The sequence below is a fragment of the Alcanivorax sp. genome (genome assembly GCF_040118815.1).
Classification (GTDB): Bacteria; Pseudomonadota; Gammaproteobacteria; order Pseudomonadales; family Alcanivoracaceae; genus Alcanivorax.
Genome location: NZ_JBEDTC010000014.1, coordinates 1 through 16,371, shown reverse-complemented (window position 1 = coordinate 16,371; position 16,371 = coordinate 1). Strand labels below are relative to the sequence as shown.

At 60.1% G+C, this 16,371-nt stretch carries 11 protein-coding genes; 4 read left to right on the top strand and 7 right to left on the bottom strand.

Translation table 11 applies throughout. The annotated features are described in order from the left end of the window. Position 1 precedes the first annotated feature (1 nt). The 7 genes from ABNH18_RS09110 to pilG all read right to left on the bottom strand — a co-directional run bounded on the left by ABNH18_RS09110 (position 2) and on the right by pilG (position 12,590). Positions 2–1,009: a chemotaxis protein CheB gene (locus ABNH18_RS09110; RefSeq protein ID WP_349382508.1), complete on the bottom strand. Its 1,008-nt coding sequence runs from the start codon at positions 1,007–1,009 to the stop codon at positions 2–4. Further along, complete coding sequence (locus ABNH18_RS09105; RefSeq protein ID WP_349382507.1) at positions 1,006–8,082, bottom strand: Hpt domain-containing protein; 7,077 nt, start codon at positions 8,080–8,082, stop codon at positions 1,006–1,008. The genes ABNH18_RS09110 and ABNH18_RS09105 overlap by 4 nt, the downstream gene beginning before the upstream one ends. 167 nt (positions 8,083–8,249) lie before the next feature. Beyond that, complete coding sequence (locus tag ABNH18_RS09100) at positions 8,250–9,128, bottom strand: CheR family methyltransferase (protein WP_349382506.1); 879 nt, start codon at positions 9,126–9,128, stop codon at positions 8,250–8,252. A 31-nt stretch (positions 9,129–9,159) separates the two neighbouring features. Then, a complete protein-coding gene (locus ABNH18_RS09095) occupies positions 9,160–11,187 on the bottom strand; it encodes a methyl-accepting chemotaxis protein (protein ID WP_349382505.1) in 2,028 nt (675 codons plus the stop codon). A gap of 58 nt (positions 11,188–11,245) precedes the next feature. Continuing rightward, positions 11,246–11,794 carry a chemotaxis protein CheW gene (locus tag ABNH18_RS09090; RefSeq protein WP_007150053.1) on the bottom strand — a complete coding sequence of 183 codons (549 nt, stop codon included), beginning with the start codon at positions 11,792–11,794 and terminating at the stop codon, positions 11,246–11,248. A gap of 11 nt (positions 11,795–11,805) precedes the next feature. Continuing rightward, positions 11,806–12,174: a twitching motility response regulator PilH gene (gene pilH, locus ABNH18_RS09085; RefSeq protein WP_007151610.1), complete on the bottom strand. Its 369-nt coding sequence runs from the start codon at positions 12,172–12,174 to the stop codon at positions 11,806–11,808. Between the two features lie 32 nt (positions 12,175–12,206). Beyond that, positions 12,207–12,590 (bottom strand): twitching motility response regulator PilG, encoded by a 384-nt coding sequence (pilG, locus tag ABNH18_RS09080; protein ID WP_007148837.1) that lies wholly within the window; start codon positions 12,588–12,590, stop codon positions 12,207–12,209. A gap of 322 nt (positions 12,591–12,912) precedes the next feature. On the opposite strand from pilG, the gene gshB reads away from it, so the two are divergent. From gshB to ruvX, 4 genes are all read left to right on the top strand, one after another. After that, positions 12,913–13,866: a glutathione synthase gene (gshB, locus tag ABNH18_RS09075; protein ID WP_349382504.1), complete on the top strand. Its 954-nt coding sequence runs from the start codon at positions 12,913–12,915 to the stop codon at positions 13,864–13,866. Between the two features lie 117 nt (positions 13,867–13,983). After that, on the top strand, positions 13,984–14,862 hold the full coding sequence (locus tag ABNH18_RS09070; protein ID WP_349382503.1) for a TonB family protein: 879 nt from the start codon (positions 13,984–13,986) through the stop codon (positions 14,860–14,862). Positions 14,863–15,073: 211 nt separating this feature from the next. Beyond that, positions 15,074–15,634, top strand: a complete 561-nt coding sequence (locus ABNH18_RS09065) for a YqgE/AlgH family protein (protein WP_349382502.1) — start codon at positions 15,074–15,076, stop codon at positions 15,632–15,634. A 79-nt stretch (positions 15,635–15,713) separates the two neighbouring features. Continuing rightward, positions 15,714–16,118 carry a Holliday junction resolvase RuvX gene (gene ruvX, locus ABNH18_RS09060; RefSeq protein WP_349382501.1) on the top strand — a complete coding sequence of 135 codons (405 nt, stop codon included), beginning with the start codon at positions 15,714–15,716 and terminating at the stop codon, positions 16,116–16,118. Positions 16,119–16,371: the final 253 nt, after the last annotated feature.

Genomic DNA, 16,371 nt, shown 5'->3' with positions numbered 1-16,371 from the left:
GTCAGGCTTTTTTTAATTCTCTTCTTACCCGCTCCACCAGCTGCAGCGCAAGCTGTTCGGGGGAGCCGCTAAAGCTGACACAGCCGGTTTCGCGTACGGAATCCGGCTGGCTGCTGACCGCACAGGTCTCGGCGCTTTGTGCCCACACCGGGCAACCGGTAGCCGCCAGGCGCGGGGCGGCAATGGCGCCGTCGTTGCCCATGCCGGAGAACAGGATGGCGCCGCAGGCGTTGCCAAAGCCGTCGCCCACATGCTGGATCACTTGATCGATGGAGGGCGCATAGGGGCCTTCCCAGGTATCGCCGGTGGACTGGATGCGGCCGTCATGGCGGAAGCGCACAGCGTACTCTACCGGCACAATGGCCAGCTCGCCGTGACGCAAGGCTTCGCCATCGACACCAATCTTGCACTGTATCGGGTTATCCCGGCCCAGCACGCCGCACAGGGTCTCCAGAAAGCTGGCATCAATGTGTTGGGCCAACACGAACGCCACCGGCAAATTGGCAGGAAGGCAGTCGAGAAACAGTTTTACCGCCGCCGGCCCGCCCAGGCTGGCGCCCAGTACCCACACCTGGCGAGGGCGATCGCCGGGGCGAATGGCCTGGAATTCCCGCGGCTGGGGAATGCGGGCCCGGGGCGGTGGAGAAGGAATGACGTCCAGCCGTTCTTCCGCTGCAGGCTTGCCGATAAAGCTCACCAGCTTGGTGACCAGGCGTCGCTCCCATTTGGGGTAGCGAACGTCGGTACGCGCGGGGGCCTGACCGTCACAGAACAGAATCGGCACCTCAGCGCGTTCCAGCAGGTCGTCCAGGAAGTGCTGCCAGCGATCTTCACTGGATAGATCCACGACCCACAGGTCCAGCGCGTCAGCGGCCAGCCAGCGGCCTTCCAAGGCATCCGGCTCGGTGCTGACCAGTACCTGGTAGCCCTGACCCTTCACCGCACTGGAGAGCAGGTGGCCCTGCAATGTGCTGTCGGCGATGACGCCGACGCGGCCAGGCGCGGTCATCCGTTATCCGTTTCCTGCAGTTCACCCAGCAGTTCGCGAATGGTGGACAGCAGTTCGTTTTCCTGGAACGGCTTGCCCATGTAGCAGTTCACGCCAATATCGAAGGCCCGCTCGCGATGTTTCTCGCCGGTGCGGGAGGTGATCATGATGATCGGCACATCCTGCAGGCGACTGTCGTGGCGCACGTGGGTGGCCACTTCGAAACCGTCCATGCGAGGCATTTCGATATCCAGCAACATCACATCCGGGCGAATGTCTTCCAGCTTGGCGATGGCGTCGATGCCGTCTTTGGCGGTGACCACTTCGTAGCCATTACGCTCCAGCAGGCGAGTGGTGACCTTGCGCACGGTGACCGAGTCATCGGTAACCATGACCAGCGGCGTGTCACGCTGGGGCTGGGCATCTTCTTCCGGCTCCTGAGGCAGCGTCGGTACTACCTCCCCGGCCGCTAGGGCGGTGGTCTGCACGTGGGCGGCGCGGATCAGGGAATGGATATCCAGAATGATTACCACGGAGCCATCCCCGAGGATGGTGGCGCCGCTGATGCCGGCTACCGTGGCCAGCTGCGGACCGACGGCTTTCACTACGACTTCCCGGGAGCCGACCAGGTCGTCCACCACGATGGCCACGGTGTGTTCGGTGCTGCGAATCAGCAGCACTGGCATGGGCGTGGTCTGGTTCTCCAAGTGCGGTACCCGGTTGCCGTGGACAAAGTTGCCCAGGTACTGCAATTCGTAATCCTGCCCCACGTAGGTGTAGACAGGGTTTTCTTCCTCGAAGTAGTGCTGCAGCTCGAACGGGCTGATCCGCACGATACCTTCGATCTGGTTGAGCGGAATGGCGTAGGAATCTTCGGCGGCTTTTACCATCAGTGCGCGGTTCATGGCCAGAGTGAATGGCAGGCGAATGATGAAACGCGTGCCCTGCCCTTGGCGGGAATCGATAGTCACCGAGCCGCCCATCTGCTTGATCTCGCTGGCGACCACGTCCATGCCGACACCGCGGCCGGAAATTTGCGTCACCGCGGCAGCGGTGGAGAAGCCGGCGTGGAAGATGAACTGCTGGATTTCCTGCTCGGAGAGCTGGGCATCCGGCGCCACCAGGCCCCGCTCGATGGCTTTCTTGCGCACCGCATCGGTATCGATGCCCTTGCCGTCATCGGACAGGGTGATGACCACCTCGCCGCCCTCGCGGGACAGTTCCAGGTTGATGTGACCGGTGCTGTCCTTGCCGGCGGCCTCCCGGCCGGTACCGGTTTCGATGCCGTGATCCACGGCATTGCGCAGCATGTGTTCCAGCGGTGCGACAACGCGTTCCATCAGGGAGCGGTCCAGCTCGCCTTCCGGGTTGAGCACATCGAAGTCCACGCGTTTGTCCACTTCGCCGGAAATCTGCCGAACAATGCGGCGCAGGCGCGGTACCAGCCGGCTGAAGGGCACCATGCGGGTGCGCATCAGTTTTTCCTGCAGCTCGGTGTTAATGCGCGCCTGTTGCAGCAGCAGGGTTTCGGTGTCCTTGTTGCGGTCCAGCAGGGTGTTCTTCAAATCCAGCAAGTCAGAGGCGGACTCGGACAGCTGCTTGGTAACCTGGTGTAGTTCGGAATATTGATCCATTTCCAGCGGATCGAAGTCTTCGTCGTATTCACCGAGATCCACGCCCTTCTGGTAGTTGGACATGATCTGCGCTTCGGTTTCCGAGTCCAGCCGGCGCAGCTGTTCGTAAAGACGCTGTACCGTGTTGCCCATTTCTTCCACGTTGAAGGCAAACTCGGTGATGCCCTGCTCTACCCGGCCACGGTTGATGGAGGTTTCCCCGGCCAGGTTTACCAGAGCCTCAAGCACATCCGCGCCGACTCGGACCATTTCCTGCGGCTGCGCCTGGTTTTGGCGCTGGCGGCGGTCATCTTTTTGCGGTTGCTGCGGTGCCGGTTTGGCGGCGGCTGCAGGCAGAGTGTTGGCCTGCGTAGTGGCGTCCGCGGCCTCAGGTTCCGGGGCGCTGGCTTGCGCGGCCTTCGCGACAGATTCCATACCCCGGTTGATCTGGTCGTGCCAGTCCAGCATGGGCTGGAAGTCGTTTTGGGCCGGCGTTTGGCGGCGGCTTTCCAGTTCCAGCAAATAGGTTTCGAAATCGTGGCTGATGTCGCCCAGTTGTTTGAGGCCGGCCAGGCGTGCGCCCCCTTTCAGGGTATGCAGTGCCCGCTTCAGGTCATCGATGAAGTCGGTGCTTTCCGGGTGATCTTTCCAGGAGGTCAGGCAGGCATCGATAATGTCCGACAGCTCTTCGGATTCTTCCAGGAAAATTTCCAGGATTTCCGGGTCGCTGTCTGACTCCCATACATCATCGGCGGCGCTGTGTGCCGGTATGGGGTTTTCGCTGGTGAGTGACGATGCCGACGGCGCAGGGGCCGGTTGAGCAGCTGGCGTGCCCGCCATGGCGGGCAGGGTAAAGCTCGCCGGGTCGGTGGCATAGCTATGGATCGCGGCGATCAGCACTTTGCCACTGGGCAGCGGGCGGCTGGCTTTCAGCGCTTCCACCATCTCCGCCAGCTGGTCGTGGCAGCGATGGAGCAGATCAAACAAGGTGGGTTCGATGGCCAGTTGGCTTTGGGCCAGCCCTTCGTAGAGGGTTTCCAGCTCGTGGCCCAGGTCGCCCAGCTCCGGCACTTCGGCCATGCGCGCGCCACCCTTGAGGGTGTGCAGGTCGCGCTGCAGAGATTGCAGCTCAATCAGGTTGTCTTGTTGGCTGATCCACAATTCCAGGCTGTTGCCGGCGGATTCAAGAATTTCCTCGGCTTCTTCCAGGAAAATTTCCACCAGCTCCGGGTCACGTTCCGGTTGAGGTGGCGCATCAGTGGGCGCGGGCGCGTCCTCAACCGCAACGGGCGCGGGGGCGTCAGTGGCATTGAGGGCGAGCATGGCCAAGTCATTGGCGGGTTCATTGCCGTCGGCACTCTCGAACGATTGGCTGCTGTTGTCGTTCAGGCTTGGTGGGGCTTCGCCACGGATAAAGGCTTGGATGGCGGCCACCAGAGCAGGAGCATCCGTCGGGGCGATGTTGGCTTGCAGGTTTTCGATCATCACCGCCAGGCTGTCATGGCACTGGTGCAGCAGGCGGAACAGGGCCGCATCGGATTCCAGCTGACCGGCGTTATAGCCTTCGTACAGGTTTTCCAGTTCGTGGGCCAGGTCGCCTACCGGGGCAACGCCGGCCATGCGGGCGCCGCCCTTGAGTGTGTGCAGGTCACGCTGCAGGCTGCTCACATTACTGCTATCGCCGGCTTCCCACTGGTCGAGAATGTGGCTGGAGGATTCGAGAATTTCCTCGGCTTCTTCCAGGAACAGTTCCACCAGCTCCGGATCCAGATGCGCTTCGTAACGGTTGCTGTCCGGGGTGGCGGCGGGGATGCCACTAACGGAGACGGTGCTGCTGTCATCGTTGCTGTTGGCGTACTCGCCCTCGACAGGCTGGCCGCCGTCCGGACCACCATCGGGTCCGTCACTTTCGGCCAGTTCACGCAGGGCATCCACCAGGCCCAGCTCCGGGCGCACGGTCTGGCCGGCAGCCAGGCAGTCCATCATGTTCATCAGCGCGTCTTGGCCTTCTCCGGCCAGGGCAAACAGGCGCTCGCTGTAGGGTAAGCGGCTGCTTTCTACGGCGCTGTAGCAGGCGGCCAAGGCCGCCGCCAGGTCGTGGATTTCGTTGAGGCCGGCGGTGGTGGCGCTGCTAGCCAGCAGCTCCAGTTCGTCGCGCAGGCGTACCAGCTCATCAGTGTGTTCGGGGTGCTGCGCCCACTGGCTGAGCAGTTGCTCTGCATCGACGATCAGGTCCATGCCTTCGGACAGGAACACGGAAAGAATGTGCGGGTCCGGGCCGGGGCTGTCGCTGCCCTGCAGCTGGTCGCGTTGCTGGTTGAGCGATTGAATCAGAGCGTCGGCGCCGGGCAAATGGGCCGGCGGGGTCGGGTCCATTTGGTCCAGGCTGACCAGGATCAAGTCGTGGCTTTGGGCCAACAGGTCGACCTGTTGCTGGTTGGCGCGGCGGTTGCTACTGATCAGATCCCGGGTCAGCTTTTCGGCCGGCTCGGCCACTTCGGCCACCGCTTCGATTTCTGCCATGCGGGCGCTGCCCTTCAGGGTATGCAGGGCGCGATGCACGCTGTCATCCACCGGGTGCTCGGACAGATCGGTGTCGTTGCTGGCCAGCCATTGGGCGATCAGCGCCAGATTGCGGCGGGCTTCGCTGGAAAAAATTTCCAGCAGGACGGTGTCCGGCCCGTCTTCGCTGCTGTCAGCGTCGCCGGGGGCATCGCCGCTCATGTCCGGAATGTCGGACAGGCTCTCAGCTGCCGCGTCGCTGGTGCTGGCGGCAGGGGCTGTGTCCGCGTCGTAGTCCGGTTCCTGTTCCGGCAGATCCAGGGTAAGGCTGTCGTCAAGGTCGTTGAGTTCGTTGTCCACTGGGAGCAAGTGGATGTCATCGCTGCTGTCGTCAGTGTCCCAGGGGGTGAGGGAATCTTCGCTGGCGGCGGCGTCAAACGCGGCCAGATCCTCAGCGGACAGGCTGTTGTCAGTCAAGTCGTCTTCGCTGGGCGCGTCGAGGGTGATTTCTGTGAGACTGTCAGACTCATCGCTGTCGGCGTCGCGGCTGCCCACGGCGGGTACCTGATCGATCTGGCCGCCGGCGGCCAAGGTGTCGGCGGCATCGGCCAGCGGCTGCACATCAAAGGGGTCGGGTTGGCGCAGGGTAAAGGCATCGACCAGGGCGGGGACCCGGTTGCGCACTTCCTGGACCAGGGCAATCAGTATCGCGGTGGGCTCGATGGTGCGGTCGATGACGCGGTTCAGCATGTTTTCCACCGACCAGCCCAGTTCGCCCACGGTGCTGGCGCCGACCATGCGGCCGGACCCTTTCAGGGTGTGGAAGGCGCGGCGGAATTCCACCAGGGACTCTTCGTCGCTGGTGTTGGCAGCCCAGCGCGGGAAATATTGATCTAGGGCTTCCAGCACTTCGCCCACTTCTTCCTGGAAAATCTCGATGATTTCGTCATCGATCAGCTCATCGCTGTCGTCGTCAGCGGCAACCGGGCTTGGCGTCTCGGGCTCGGCCGGGGCGGTGATTTCCAGGGTTGGGTCGAGCAGTTCGTCATCGTCGCTGCTATCGAAATCCGGACTGTAGTCGCTGCTGTCCAGCGGCTGTAGCTCCAGGGTGGCGTCCTGGTCAGCATCGGTTTCACTGTCGTGCTGTTCGGTACTGGCTGAAAACCCGGACCAGGCATCCACATCGTGTTCCTGGGATGCGCGGGTGTCAGTGGGGCCGGTGTCAGCGTCCAGTTCCGGTTGTTCCAGTTCAATGCGTTCTACGTCGATATCGTTATCGGCAAAGTCCTGTTCGTCTTCCAGCGGATAGCCGAGCGCTTCCACACTGGCGCGAGCCAGCTGCAGAATATCGTCGGTGGTGGCCGGGTCGTCGCTGAGACGCTCCAGGTAGTATTCCACTGAAGTGATAGCGTCAGCGAGGGTGTCCATGCTGCGCCAGTCCGGCTTGGGCTGGTCCGCTTGCAGCAGCTTTTCTTCGATGAACTGCACGCACTGGCGCAGTATCAGTGCCGGTTTGCTCAGCTGGATCACGTCCAGACCACCGCGGACGGCATTCAGGCGTTCGGGCACCACTTGTAGCGGATCGGTATTCCACTGTGACGCAATGAATTCCACGATGCCGTCTTTGGCTTCTTCCAGCCCGGCCCGGCATTCGCGCAGCACGGCGTCCATGGCCTGGCCCACATGGCTGGGCATGTCATCGCCCTGGCCGTTGTAGCTGGCACTGCGGCGGTCGCCACTGATGCCGGCCAAGGTGGCTTCCACGTAGAGCAGGGCCCCGGCGATATCCATCAGGCTTTCGCGTTCGGCGGGTGCCTTGCCGGCGACGATGTCTTCCATGGCGTGCAGTTGCTCTTCCACCAGCGTGCGAGGCTGGCCCAGGCCGAGTACGGCGACAGTGTCGGCCACCTGTTTCAGGGTGAGCGTGAGAGGCTGCAGCTTACTGGTGTCGGTGTCGCCACTGTGGACAAAGCTTTCCAGGGCGTCCTTGACGGTGGTGAGCTCTTCGGAAAGGGCTTGTACTACGGAGTTCATGGCCTGGGCGTCCGGGCCGGTCATCCGTTGGCGTTCTTCGTTGACCAGGTCATCGGACGGCAACGCCTCTTCCAGTCGGAAGCGGGCTTTCACATCACGGATGCGGGGGCTGTCCACATCGGCCTTGGCCACGTAGTACAGCAGGTTCTTGATCAGTTCGGTGGACGCAGGCCGGTTCAGGCTGGCGGCGCCGTCAACGGTCAGCTCACGCAGATTGCGGTCCACGTGGCCGAGCATCAGTTTTACCGAGCTACCAAGAATGATGGCGTCTTCGGAGAGACCTTCTACCAGCGCATTGCTGATCGACCATAGCGGTGCACGCGGTGCATCGCCGGTGACCTGTTCCAGTTTGGTGAAGACCTTGGCCATGTAGCCCAGGTTCTCGCTCATGTTGTCGTTACGCAGAACACCGAGCAGGGCAATCTGGAACATCTGGCGAACTTTTTTCGCCAGCAGGATAAAGCGTGGATCGTTGAGCAGGTCGTCGGGAATCTGGCCCTGGCCGGTGGCGTCGGTGAGGTCCGGTTTGAACAGGGAGGTTTCCGACAGCAGGGATTCGCCGCGGGCGGCGCGCAGGTCATTGAGCAACGGCAGCAGCACCACCGGCAGATCGCGGCGATTGCTGGCGACCCGGTCCAGGTAAGGAGGTAGTTGCAGGATCGCCCGCATCAGGGTTTCCTGGCTGTCGGTCACATTGCCTACGTTGCCGTCGAGCAGTGCCTGAGCCAGTTTTTCCATTTCCTCGGCGAGCAGCGCCGCACCGTAGAACTCCACCATCTGCAAGGTGCCGTACACCTGGTGCAGGTGGGTCTGGCAGAAACGCATGCGAGTGGCGTCGTCCGGGTTGTCCACGAACGATTCCAGTGCCTGTTGCGCCTGGTTCAGGGTTTCCTGGATTTCCCCGCGAACCCAGTCCAGAGCCAGATAGTCGTGACGGTCACTCATGACGTCTCCTGTCATACTCAAACCTGCCGTCACTGCGGGCAGGTTTCTGTAATACGCAGCACGTAACATGCAGCACGCCTCATGCAGGTCATTCCTGTATGGGTGCCGCCCCAAGCGTTTTTCTTTTTCGTGCGCTGCGTGTTGCGTGCAGCTTGTTGTTTTATGTCTTATCTACAGCGCCGGAATGCCAACGTATCAGCAAAATGAATGCGTTCCAGATCCGGATGTTGCCAATCGGTCACTTCCCCGGGCCCGAGTACCAGAATGCCACCTGGTGCGAGCCGTTCCGCCAGCCGGTTCACGATCTGGCGTTTTCGCCAGCGGCGAAAATAAATCAGCATGTTCTGACAAAAAATCAGGTCCATGTTGTTCATTGGTGCGGTGCTCAAATCCAGCACGTTGAGCCGCGCAAAACAGATGCGTTCGCGCAGTTGGCCGGTAATCGTCACGGTTTGCCCGTTTCCGGTGGGCTGGAAATACTTGTCCCGCAATAGCGGGTCCACCTGCAATATCCGCCGCGCGGCATATTCGCCTTTGCGGGCCTTGGCCAGGGTAGGCAGGCTGATATCCGTGGCGGTGATGCCGTAGAACCGTTTTTGCTCGCTGGCAGAAAACTGTTCGTTGATCATCATGGCAAGGGAGTAAGCTTCCTCGCCGGTGGAGCACCCCACGCTCCACACCTCCAGGCTGGCGCTGGCTGGCTGTTCGGCCATGAAGCGCTGCGTGAACTCTTCGACCAGCGCGAAGGAACCGGGATGCCGGAAGAAGCTGGTTTCCTGGACAGTCAGACGGTCCACCAGCACGGACCATTCCATGGCCCGTGACTGGGTAGAACCCACCATCAGGTGTTCGTAATAGGTGTCGTAGTCCTCGATGCCCAGCTCGCGCATGCGAATGTTCAAGCTGGTTTCGAGGAAGGTCTTGCGCTCGTTGGATAGCGTCATACCGGTGCGGTCTTCCAGCAGCGCCTGCCACAGCTGGAACTGCTCCGCATCCATGGCGGGCGTGCTTTTGATCGACCAGCGATCTGTCACTGCAGCACCCATGGCATGTCTCCCGAGACCGGCTCAGGCCGGATCAGGAGTGCTCCGGCAGGCGGAAGCCGGCAACGGAATTACGCATTTCCTGGGCCATTTCGGCCAGGTTACCAATGGACCGTGCTGTTGCGGTGGTACCGGCAGAGGTCTGTGAGGTGATTTCCTGGATCACGTTCATGGTGTTGGAAATGTGACCCGCGGAGGCCGCCTGTTGGCGCGCCGCGTTGGAGATGTTCTGGATCAGGTCCGCCAGGGTTTTCGATACGTTCTCGATTTCTTCCAGTGCCACACCCGCATCCTGCGCCAGGCGAGCCCCTTTCACTACCTCGGCAGTGGTGGCTTCCATGGAGATAACGGCTTCGTTGGTATCGGTCTGAATGGTTTTAACCAGGGTTTCAATCTGCTTGGTTGCCGCAGCCGAACGTTCCGCGAGGCGCTGTACCTCATCCGCAACCACCGCGAAGCCCCGACCGGCTTCGCCGGCCATGGACGCCTGAATGGCGGCGTTCAAGGCGAGGATGTTGGTCTGGTCGGCGATGTCGTTAATCAACGATACGATGTCACCAATTTCCTGGGAGGATTCACCCAAACGCTTGATCCGTTTGGAGGTTTCCTGAATCTGTTCGCGGATGGTGTCCATGCCGTGGATGGTCGCCTGTACCACTTCGGCGCCCTTGTTGGCGATGGCTACCGCTCGTTCCGCTACCGCGGCCGATTCGGCGGCGTTGGCCGATACTTGGTCAATGGAGACCGCCATTTCGTTCACAGCAGCAGATGCCCCGGCAATTTCCTGGGCCTGGTGCTCGGACGCTTCGGCCAGATGCATCGCCGTGGACTGGGTTTCCTGGGCGGCTGATGCCACCTGTACCGCCGAGTTGTTAATGGTCTGTACCAGGCTGCGCAGCTGGTCAATGGAGTAGTTGATGGAGTCAGCGATGGCACCGGTGAAGTCCTCGGTTACCGTTGCCTGTACGGTCAGGTCACCGTCAGCCAGGTCACCCAGTTCGTCGAGCAGACGCAGAATCGCGGCTTGGTTACGCTGGTTCTCACTTTCCAGTTCGTCTTTCAGCTTGGCCGCCTGACGGTTCCGTTGGGCCATGATGATAAAGAAGAACAGCACCGCCAGGCCGGCGCAAACGCCCCCCAGCCATACGGACGGGAACATGCCACTGGTGGTGTCTTCGAACTGGTTGTTCAGGTTGGTGGATTCCTGCAGCAGGTCCTGGGAGCGACGGAAAATGGTGTCGGCCGCGTTACGTACCTGGAACAGCTCGGGGGCGGTTTCCAGGATCTCATCCACGGACTGGTTAACGAATTCGTCGAACAGGTCAGCAATTTCAGCCAGGTAATCCAGGGCATCGGGGTCATTCACCTGGTCAATACCCATGGCGGCATCGCCTTCGATCATGCCGTTCATGACACGACCGAACAAGCTGGCGTCACGGCCGAAGGAGTCTGCCGCGATGACGGCGCCGTCGCCGCCTTCCAGTACCTTGGCAATGGACCGCACGATGCGCTCAGCCAGCCAGGATTGGCGCTGCGCAAAGGCGATTTGTTCCGGTTCCGCATCGGTGGCCACCAGAATTTCCACGACGCCTTCGTATTCGGCCTGCAGGGACGGAATGGTCTGGGCCAGGGTGTCTGCCACTTCGTGCAGATCCAGTACCGTGTCTTCCCCTTTCAGGATCACGCCGGCGTTGGCGTTCACTTCATCCCACAGGGTTTGTAGGCGAGCCATGGCCTGCGGGTCACTAACGGGTTCGTCTTTTACGGCGTCCCAGGCGGACTGGAAGCTCTTCTGGGATTTATCCAGCAGTTCGAAGGCGTCGGCGTTGCCGGCCGCTGCTTCCAGGGCGTTTTTGGCGATCTGCTGGGAAATTACCCGCATCTCGGAGGCGCGGGTGATGTTCTCCTGCGCCCGGTTTGCCGTGGTGGCGGACAGCAGGAAGTTGGCCAGTGCCAGTACGATAAAGATGGCAAGACCCACATAAAGGGCAATATTCAGCGTGTTGCCACCGCCTGCGCCCCCCCGCAGTTTTTCCAACAATGCTCCCGAATTGAACTTCATAGTCTGGCTCCTGGCCTGGCGTTCACTCTTCTTATATTCCCCGAGTTGTTCTATGCCGTTAGCCGGTACGGGCTACCTGCATAAAACGCGGGTCCTCTGCCAGCCTGGTGAGGCTGAACACGGACCAATACTCCCCTTCCCGTCGGTAGGCCCCGCGCACAAAGTTCGTGACGCTGGTGTCGCTGACCGGCAGTGATTCCACAAATTCATCAATGGGAAAATGTTGCATCCCCAGTACCTCGTCCACGGCCATGCCGGTGTAGAGGTCGTCCTGGTCCAGCACCAGCAGCCGGCGGCGCTTTTCCTGAACCGGTGAACTCTTTTCCAGAAAGCCGCTGAGATCCATGACGGTCATCAGGCGGCCCCGGACGTTGGCTACCCCTTTCATCCAGCTGCGTGCACCGGGAATGCGGGTGTAAGCCGGCACCGAGAGGATTTCGGAAACCTCATCCAGCGGTGCCACGTATTTCTTGCCGTCGAGCACAAAGCCTACGCCACTCCAGTAGCTGACCGCATCCTGCTGCATGGGCAGATCTTTGGCCTGCTCCCGGCAGCGCTGATTGTATTCAGCCAGTTTGATGTAGGCGGCGGAGGCGTTGCTGCTCATGGGTGGCTCCTTCAGGCGTCGGCCAGCATGCGGTCGACGGTTTGCAGGAGCACGTCTTCGTCCACCGGCTTGGTCAGGTAGTCCCGGGCGCCCTGGCGTTTGCCCCAGACACGGTCGGTCTCCTGATCCTTGGTGGTAACGATAACGATCGGAATATGGGCGGTATCCGCCCCTTTGGTGAGCTGGCGGGTGGCCTGGAAGCCATTCAGGCCAGGCATTACCACATCCATCAAAACCAGCTCGGGAAGCTCGGAACGGGCCGTGGCGACGCCATCGGCGCCATTGGCAGCCTCGATAACTTCGTGGCCATGCTTTTCCAGAATCTCGCGCAACTTGTATGTCTCGGTGGGCGAGTCATCCACAATCAGAATACGTGCCATCTTACCCTCTTCAGGTTCAGCGGCGATGCCGCTTAACCGTTGATATGCTGACGAATCGCACCGAGTAGCTCGTCCTTGGAGAACGGCTTGGTCAGGTACTCATCGGAACCCACAATTCGCCCCTTGGCCTTGTCAAACAGGCCATCCTTGGACGACAGCATGATCACCGGGGTTGCCTTGAAGGCGCTGTTGTTCTTGATAAGCGCGCAGGTCTGATAGCCATCGAGACGCGGCATCATGATATCGACGAAAATGATATTGGGCTTGCTGTCGGCGATTTTGGCCAAGGCATCGAAGCCATCGGTGGCCGTGATTACTTCACAACCCGCTTTCTTCAACAAGGTTTCGGCGGTACGACGAATCGTCTTGGAATCGTCGATTACCATCACCTTGAGGTCTTGGAAATTGTCAGTCATGGAAACTGCCTTTAACCGTGAACCGTAATTGGCCGCAACTTATTGTAATTTTTGGCCTTTCTAGTAATTCGCTGGGCGGCCCTGTGGCGGTGTCAGCCCAAGCGAAGTTTTTAACACAGATTCTACAATCAATCTATAAGACCCTATGAAACTTGAGAAAATGTCCCTCAGACGGGGTGCTGAATAAGCTTCGCCGCACATAGCGAACCCGTCTGTGCGCTGCTAACATTGCCCCGGCCATTGTGTTGGTATAAGCAATGCCCGTACCAAATCCCCCGCGCGCAGCCGTCAGGCTGCCCGCGCCCTGTAGAACGGAGACTTCATGAGCCTGCGTGTTGGTGTGGTGATGGACCCCATCGCCAAAATCAAACCCTGGAAAGACAGCACCTTTGCCATGCTGCTGGAGGCACAGCGGCGCGGCTGGTCTCTGCTCTACATGGAGCCGGGGGATCTGTATGTGCGCGATGGTCGCACCTTTGCCACTACCCGGGCACTGTCTGTCACCGACAATAACGACGATTGGTACCGTCTGGCCGACGCCGTGAATCACGACCTGGCCGATCTGGACATTATCCTGATGCGCCAGGACCCGCCGTTTAATGCGGAATATATCTATGCCACCTACTTGCTAGAGAAAGCGGAGCAAGAAGGAGTAATGGTGGTGAATCGCCCGGGCAGTGTGCGCGACAGCAATGAAAAACTGTTCGCTACCGACTTCCCGCAGTGCTGTGCGCCGACTCTGGTGTCCAGCCAGTCCACACTGCTGCGCAACTTTGTACAGGAGTTTGGTGACACCGTGATGAAGCCGCTGGACGGCATGGGCGGCAGCAACATCTTTCGGGTGCGCAAGGACAGCCCCAATATCTCGGTGGTGATCGAAGTGCTCACCCAACACGGCAAGACGCCGATCATGGCCCAGCGCTTTGTGCCGGAGATCACCGAAGGGGACAAGCGCATTCTGATGATCAACGGCGAACCGGTGCCCTATGCGCTGGCACGGATTCCCAAGGAAGGTGAGTTGCGGGGCAATCTGGCCGCCGGCGGCACTGGGCAGGGTCGTGAACTGAGCGACCGGGATCGCTGGATCTGTGAACAGGTGGGGCCGACACTGAAGCGCAAGGGGCTGTATTTTGTCGGGCTGGATGTGATTGGTGATTATCTCACCGAAATCAACGTGACCAGCCCCACCTGCATTCGTGAGCTGGATGCGATTTTTGATATCAATATCGCCGGGCAGCTGTTTGACACCCTGCTGGAGTTGCGGCCGTCGTCATAGACCCGGCTGCCATGGAGGAGCACACTTGCCGGCATTCTGAGTGGCGGGCGTTGTCCTCCAAGGCTGAATCCAATGGCGGACTGACGTCCGCCGATAAGTAGTAGTGAAAACAATAACATGGCATCAAACTCTGCATCTGTTACCGCCTCTGATCGTCTCACTTTTACCGTTTTCCTGGCGGTGGCGTTCCATGGCATTCTGATTTTCGGCGTGAGCTTTGCGCCGGAGTTGCAGCGGGCTGCCCCGCATACCCTGGAAGTGACCCTGGCCCAGCACCGCAGCGACAGCGAACCGGAGGAAGCGGATTTTATTGCCCAGAGCAACCAGGAAGGCTCCGGTGATCAGGCCGACAAGCAGGAGCTCACCACCACCGAGCAGGCGGATTTTGCCGACAACAAACTGGAAAACGTGCAGCTCAAGGAAAAAACCACCCGTGAGCGCCGGGAGCGGGTTAGCCAGCAGCTGGTGATCACCACCGCTCGGGATAGCGAGCACAAGATTAACGCCGACCAGAAAGAAAAGACCGAGCCCAAGCCTCTGAAAGTGGCTAAGCAGGAAAACCTGCAGGACTTGAGCCAGCAGATCGCCAGTTTGCAGGCGCGCTTGGACAAACAGAAGCAAGCCTACGCCAAGCGCCCGCGGGTCCGCCGCCTGACCTCGGTGTCCGCCAAGGCGCATTTCGAAGCGGTTTATATTGATGGCTTCCGTCGCAAGGTGGAAGACATGGGCACTCGCAATTTCCCCGCCCGGGCCCTTAACAGCAACACCTATGGTGCCGTGCGCCTGATGGTGGCGATCCAGAAAGATGGCTCATTGAAAGAGGTGCGGATGCTCAAGTCCTCCGGCCATAAGTTCCTTGACCAGGCGGCCATTCAGAGTGTGCGCCTGGCGGCGCCGTTCGATGGCTTCACCGCAGAAATGCGCCGCAACATGGATGTGTTGGAAATTATCCGCACCTGGAAATTCGACAGCAGCCGCAAGGTGTCTTCGAAGTAGAAGTAGTTGAAAGTTCAAAGTTTAAAGTTAAAACAGAGGTTGGCATCAAGGTCGCAGTGCCTGGTCCACGCTGTTCTGTAAAGCAGGTGAAGCGGGGGCATGGTGTTCTTCGAATAGCTGAGAGGTTACTCGTGCTTTTCAACTTTAAACTTTGAACTTTCAACTCGCCCCCGCGCTTGCTTGAAATTCGCCGGCACCGGATACTGTGCCCATGGAAAACACACCACTGAAACACCAGTTACTGGTGGCCATGCCGCACATGGCCGACCCGGACTTTGAGCATTCCGTTACCTATATCGTTGAGCACAGTAGCGAGGGGGCCATGGGCCTTACCCTCAACCGCCCGGTGCAGATCAGTCTGGGCGATATCCTCAGCGACATGGATATTGAAATCGAAGTGCCGCCCTCCGAGCGGCACCGAGTGGTGGCCGGTGGGCCGATCCAGCAGGAGGCCGGCTTTGTGCTGCACAGCGCCGCCACCCGCTGGCACGCCAGCACCGTCCTCAGTGATGGTCTGATTCTCACCACCAGTCGTGACATTCTCGAAGCCATCGCCATTGGTGAAGGCCCGGAGCAGTCCCTGATCTGTCTGGGCTATGCCGGCTGGGACGCCGGGCAGCTGGAGCAGGAACTCGTTGAAAATGCCTGGCTCAGTACTCCCGCCAGCCGTGAGCTGGTGCTCGATACCCCCTTTGAGCAAACTTGGCATGCCGCCGCCGCGCGCATTGGTGTCGATATGAGCCTGATTGCCACGCATGCGGGGCATAGCTGATTAACGCTGGCATGCTGCCCGTTTCACGCAACACGGCGTGCCAGCATGGTGCATTTGGCGTGGAGAGTGACGCTTTATCATGATTCTGGCCTTCGACTACGGCACACAAAAAATTGGCGTGGCCAGTGGCAATGCGCTGCTGGGCACCGCCACCCCTTTGAACGCCCTTCCCTGCAAAAACACCCAGCCCAACTGGGATGATATCGCTGCGCTGTTGAAAGAGTGGGAACCGGAAGCGCTGGTTGTTGGGTTGCCGCTGAACATGGATGGCAGCGATAGCGAATCCACCGCCCGCGCGCGTAAATTTGCCAATCGCCTGCATGGCCGCTTTGGGAAAAAAGTGTGGTTGGTGGATGAACGTTTGAGTACCCGCGAAGCGCGTGAACGCACGGGCATTCAGAAAGCCGATAGTCGGGTGGATTCCATGGCGGCGGTGATCATTGCGGAAGGGTTTTTTGCGGGTGATGCTGAGTTCATTGGCTGAATAGGCCGGGTAAAGTGTGGGTCAGGTTCATCAATCGGAGGCCGAATGTAGGTCGGGTTAGCCGCAGGCGTAACCCGACATTCGGCGTTTTCTTTACGTAAAAGTTAGGAAGTCGGATTACGCCTGCGGCTAATCCGACCTTGTGTCTCTCCGGCGGAAGGATTTGCTACCCTTTCGCCACTGCTGGCGGGCAACCCGTATCCGACCTGAGGCCCTGAGCCTGTGACGTAGATAGGTCTCGCCAGTATTTCTC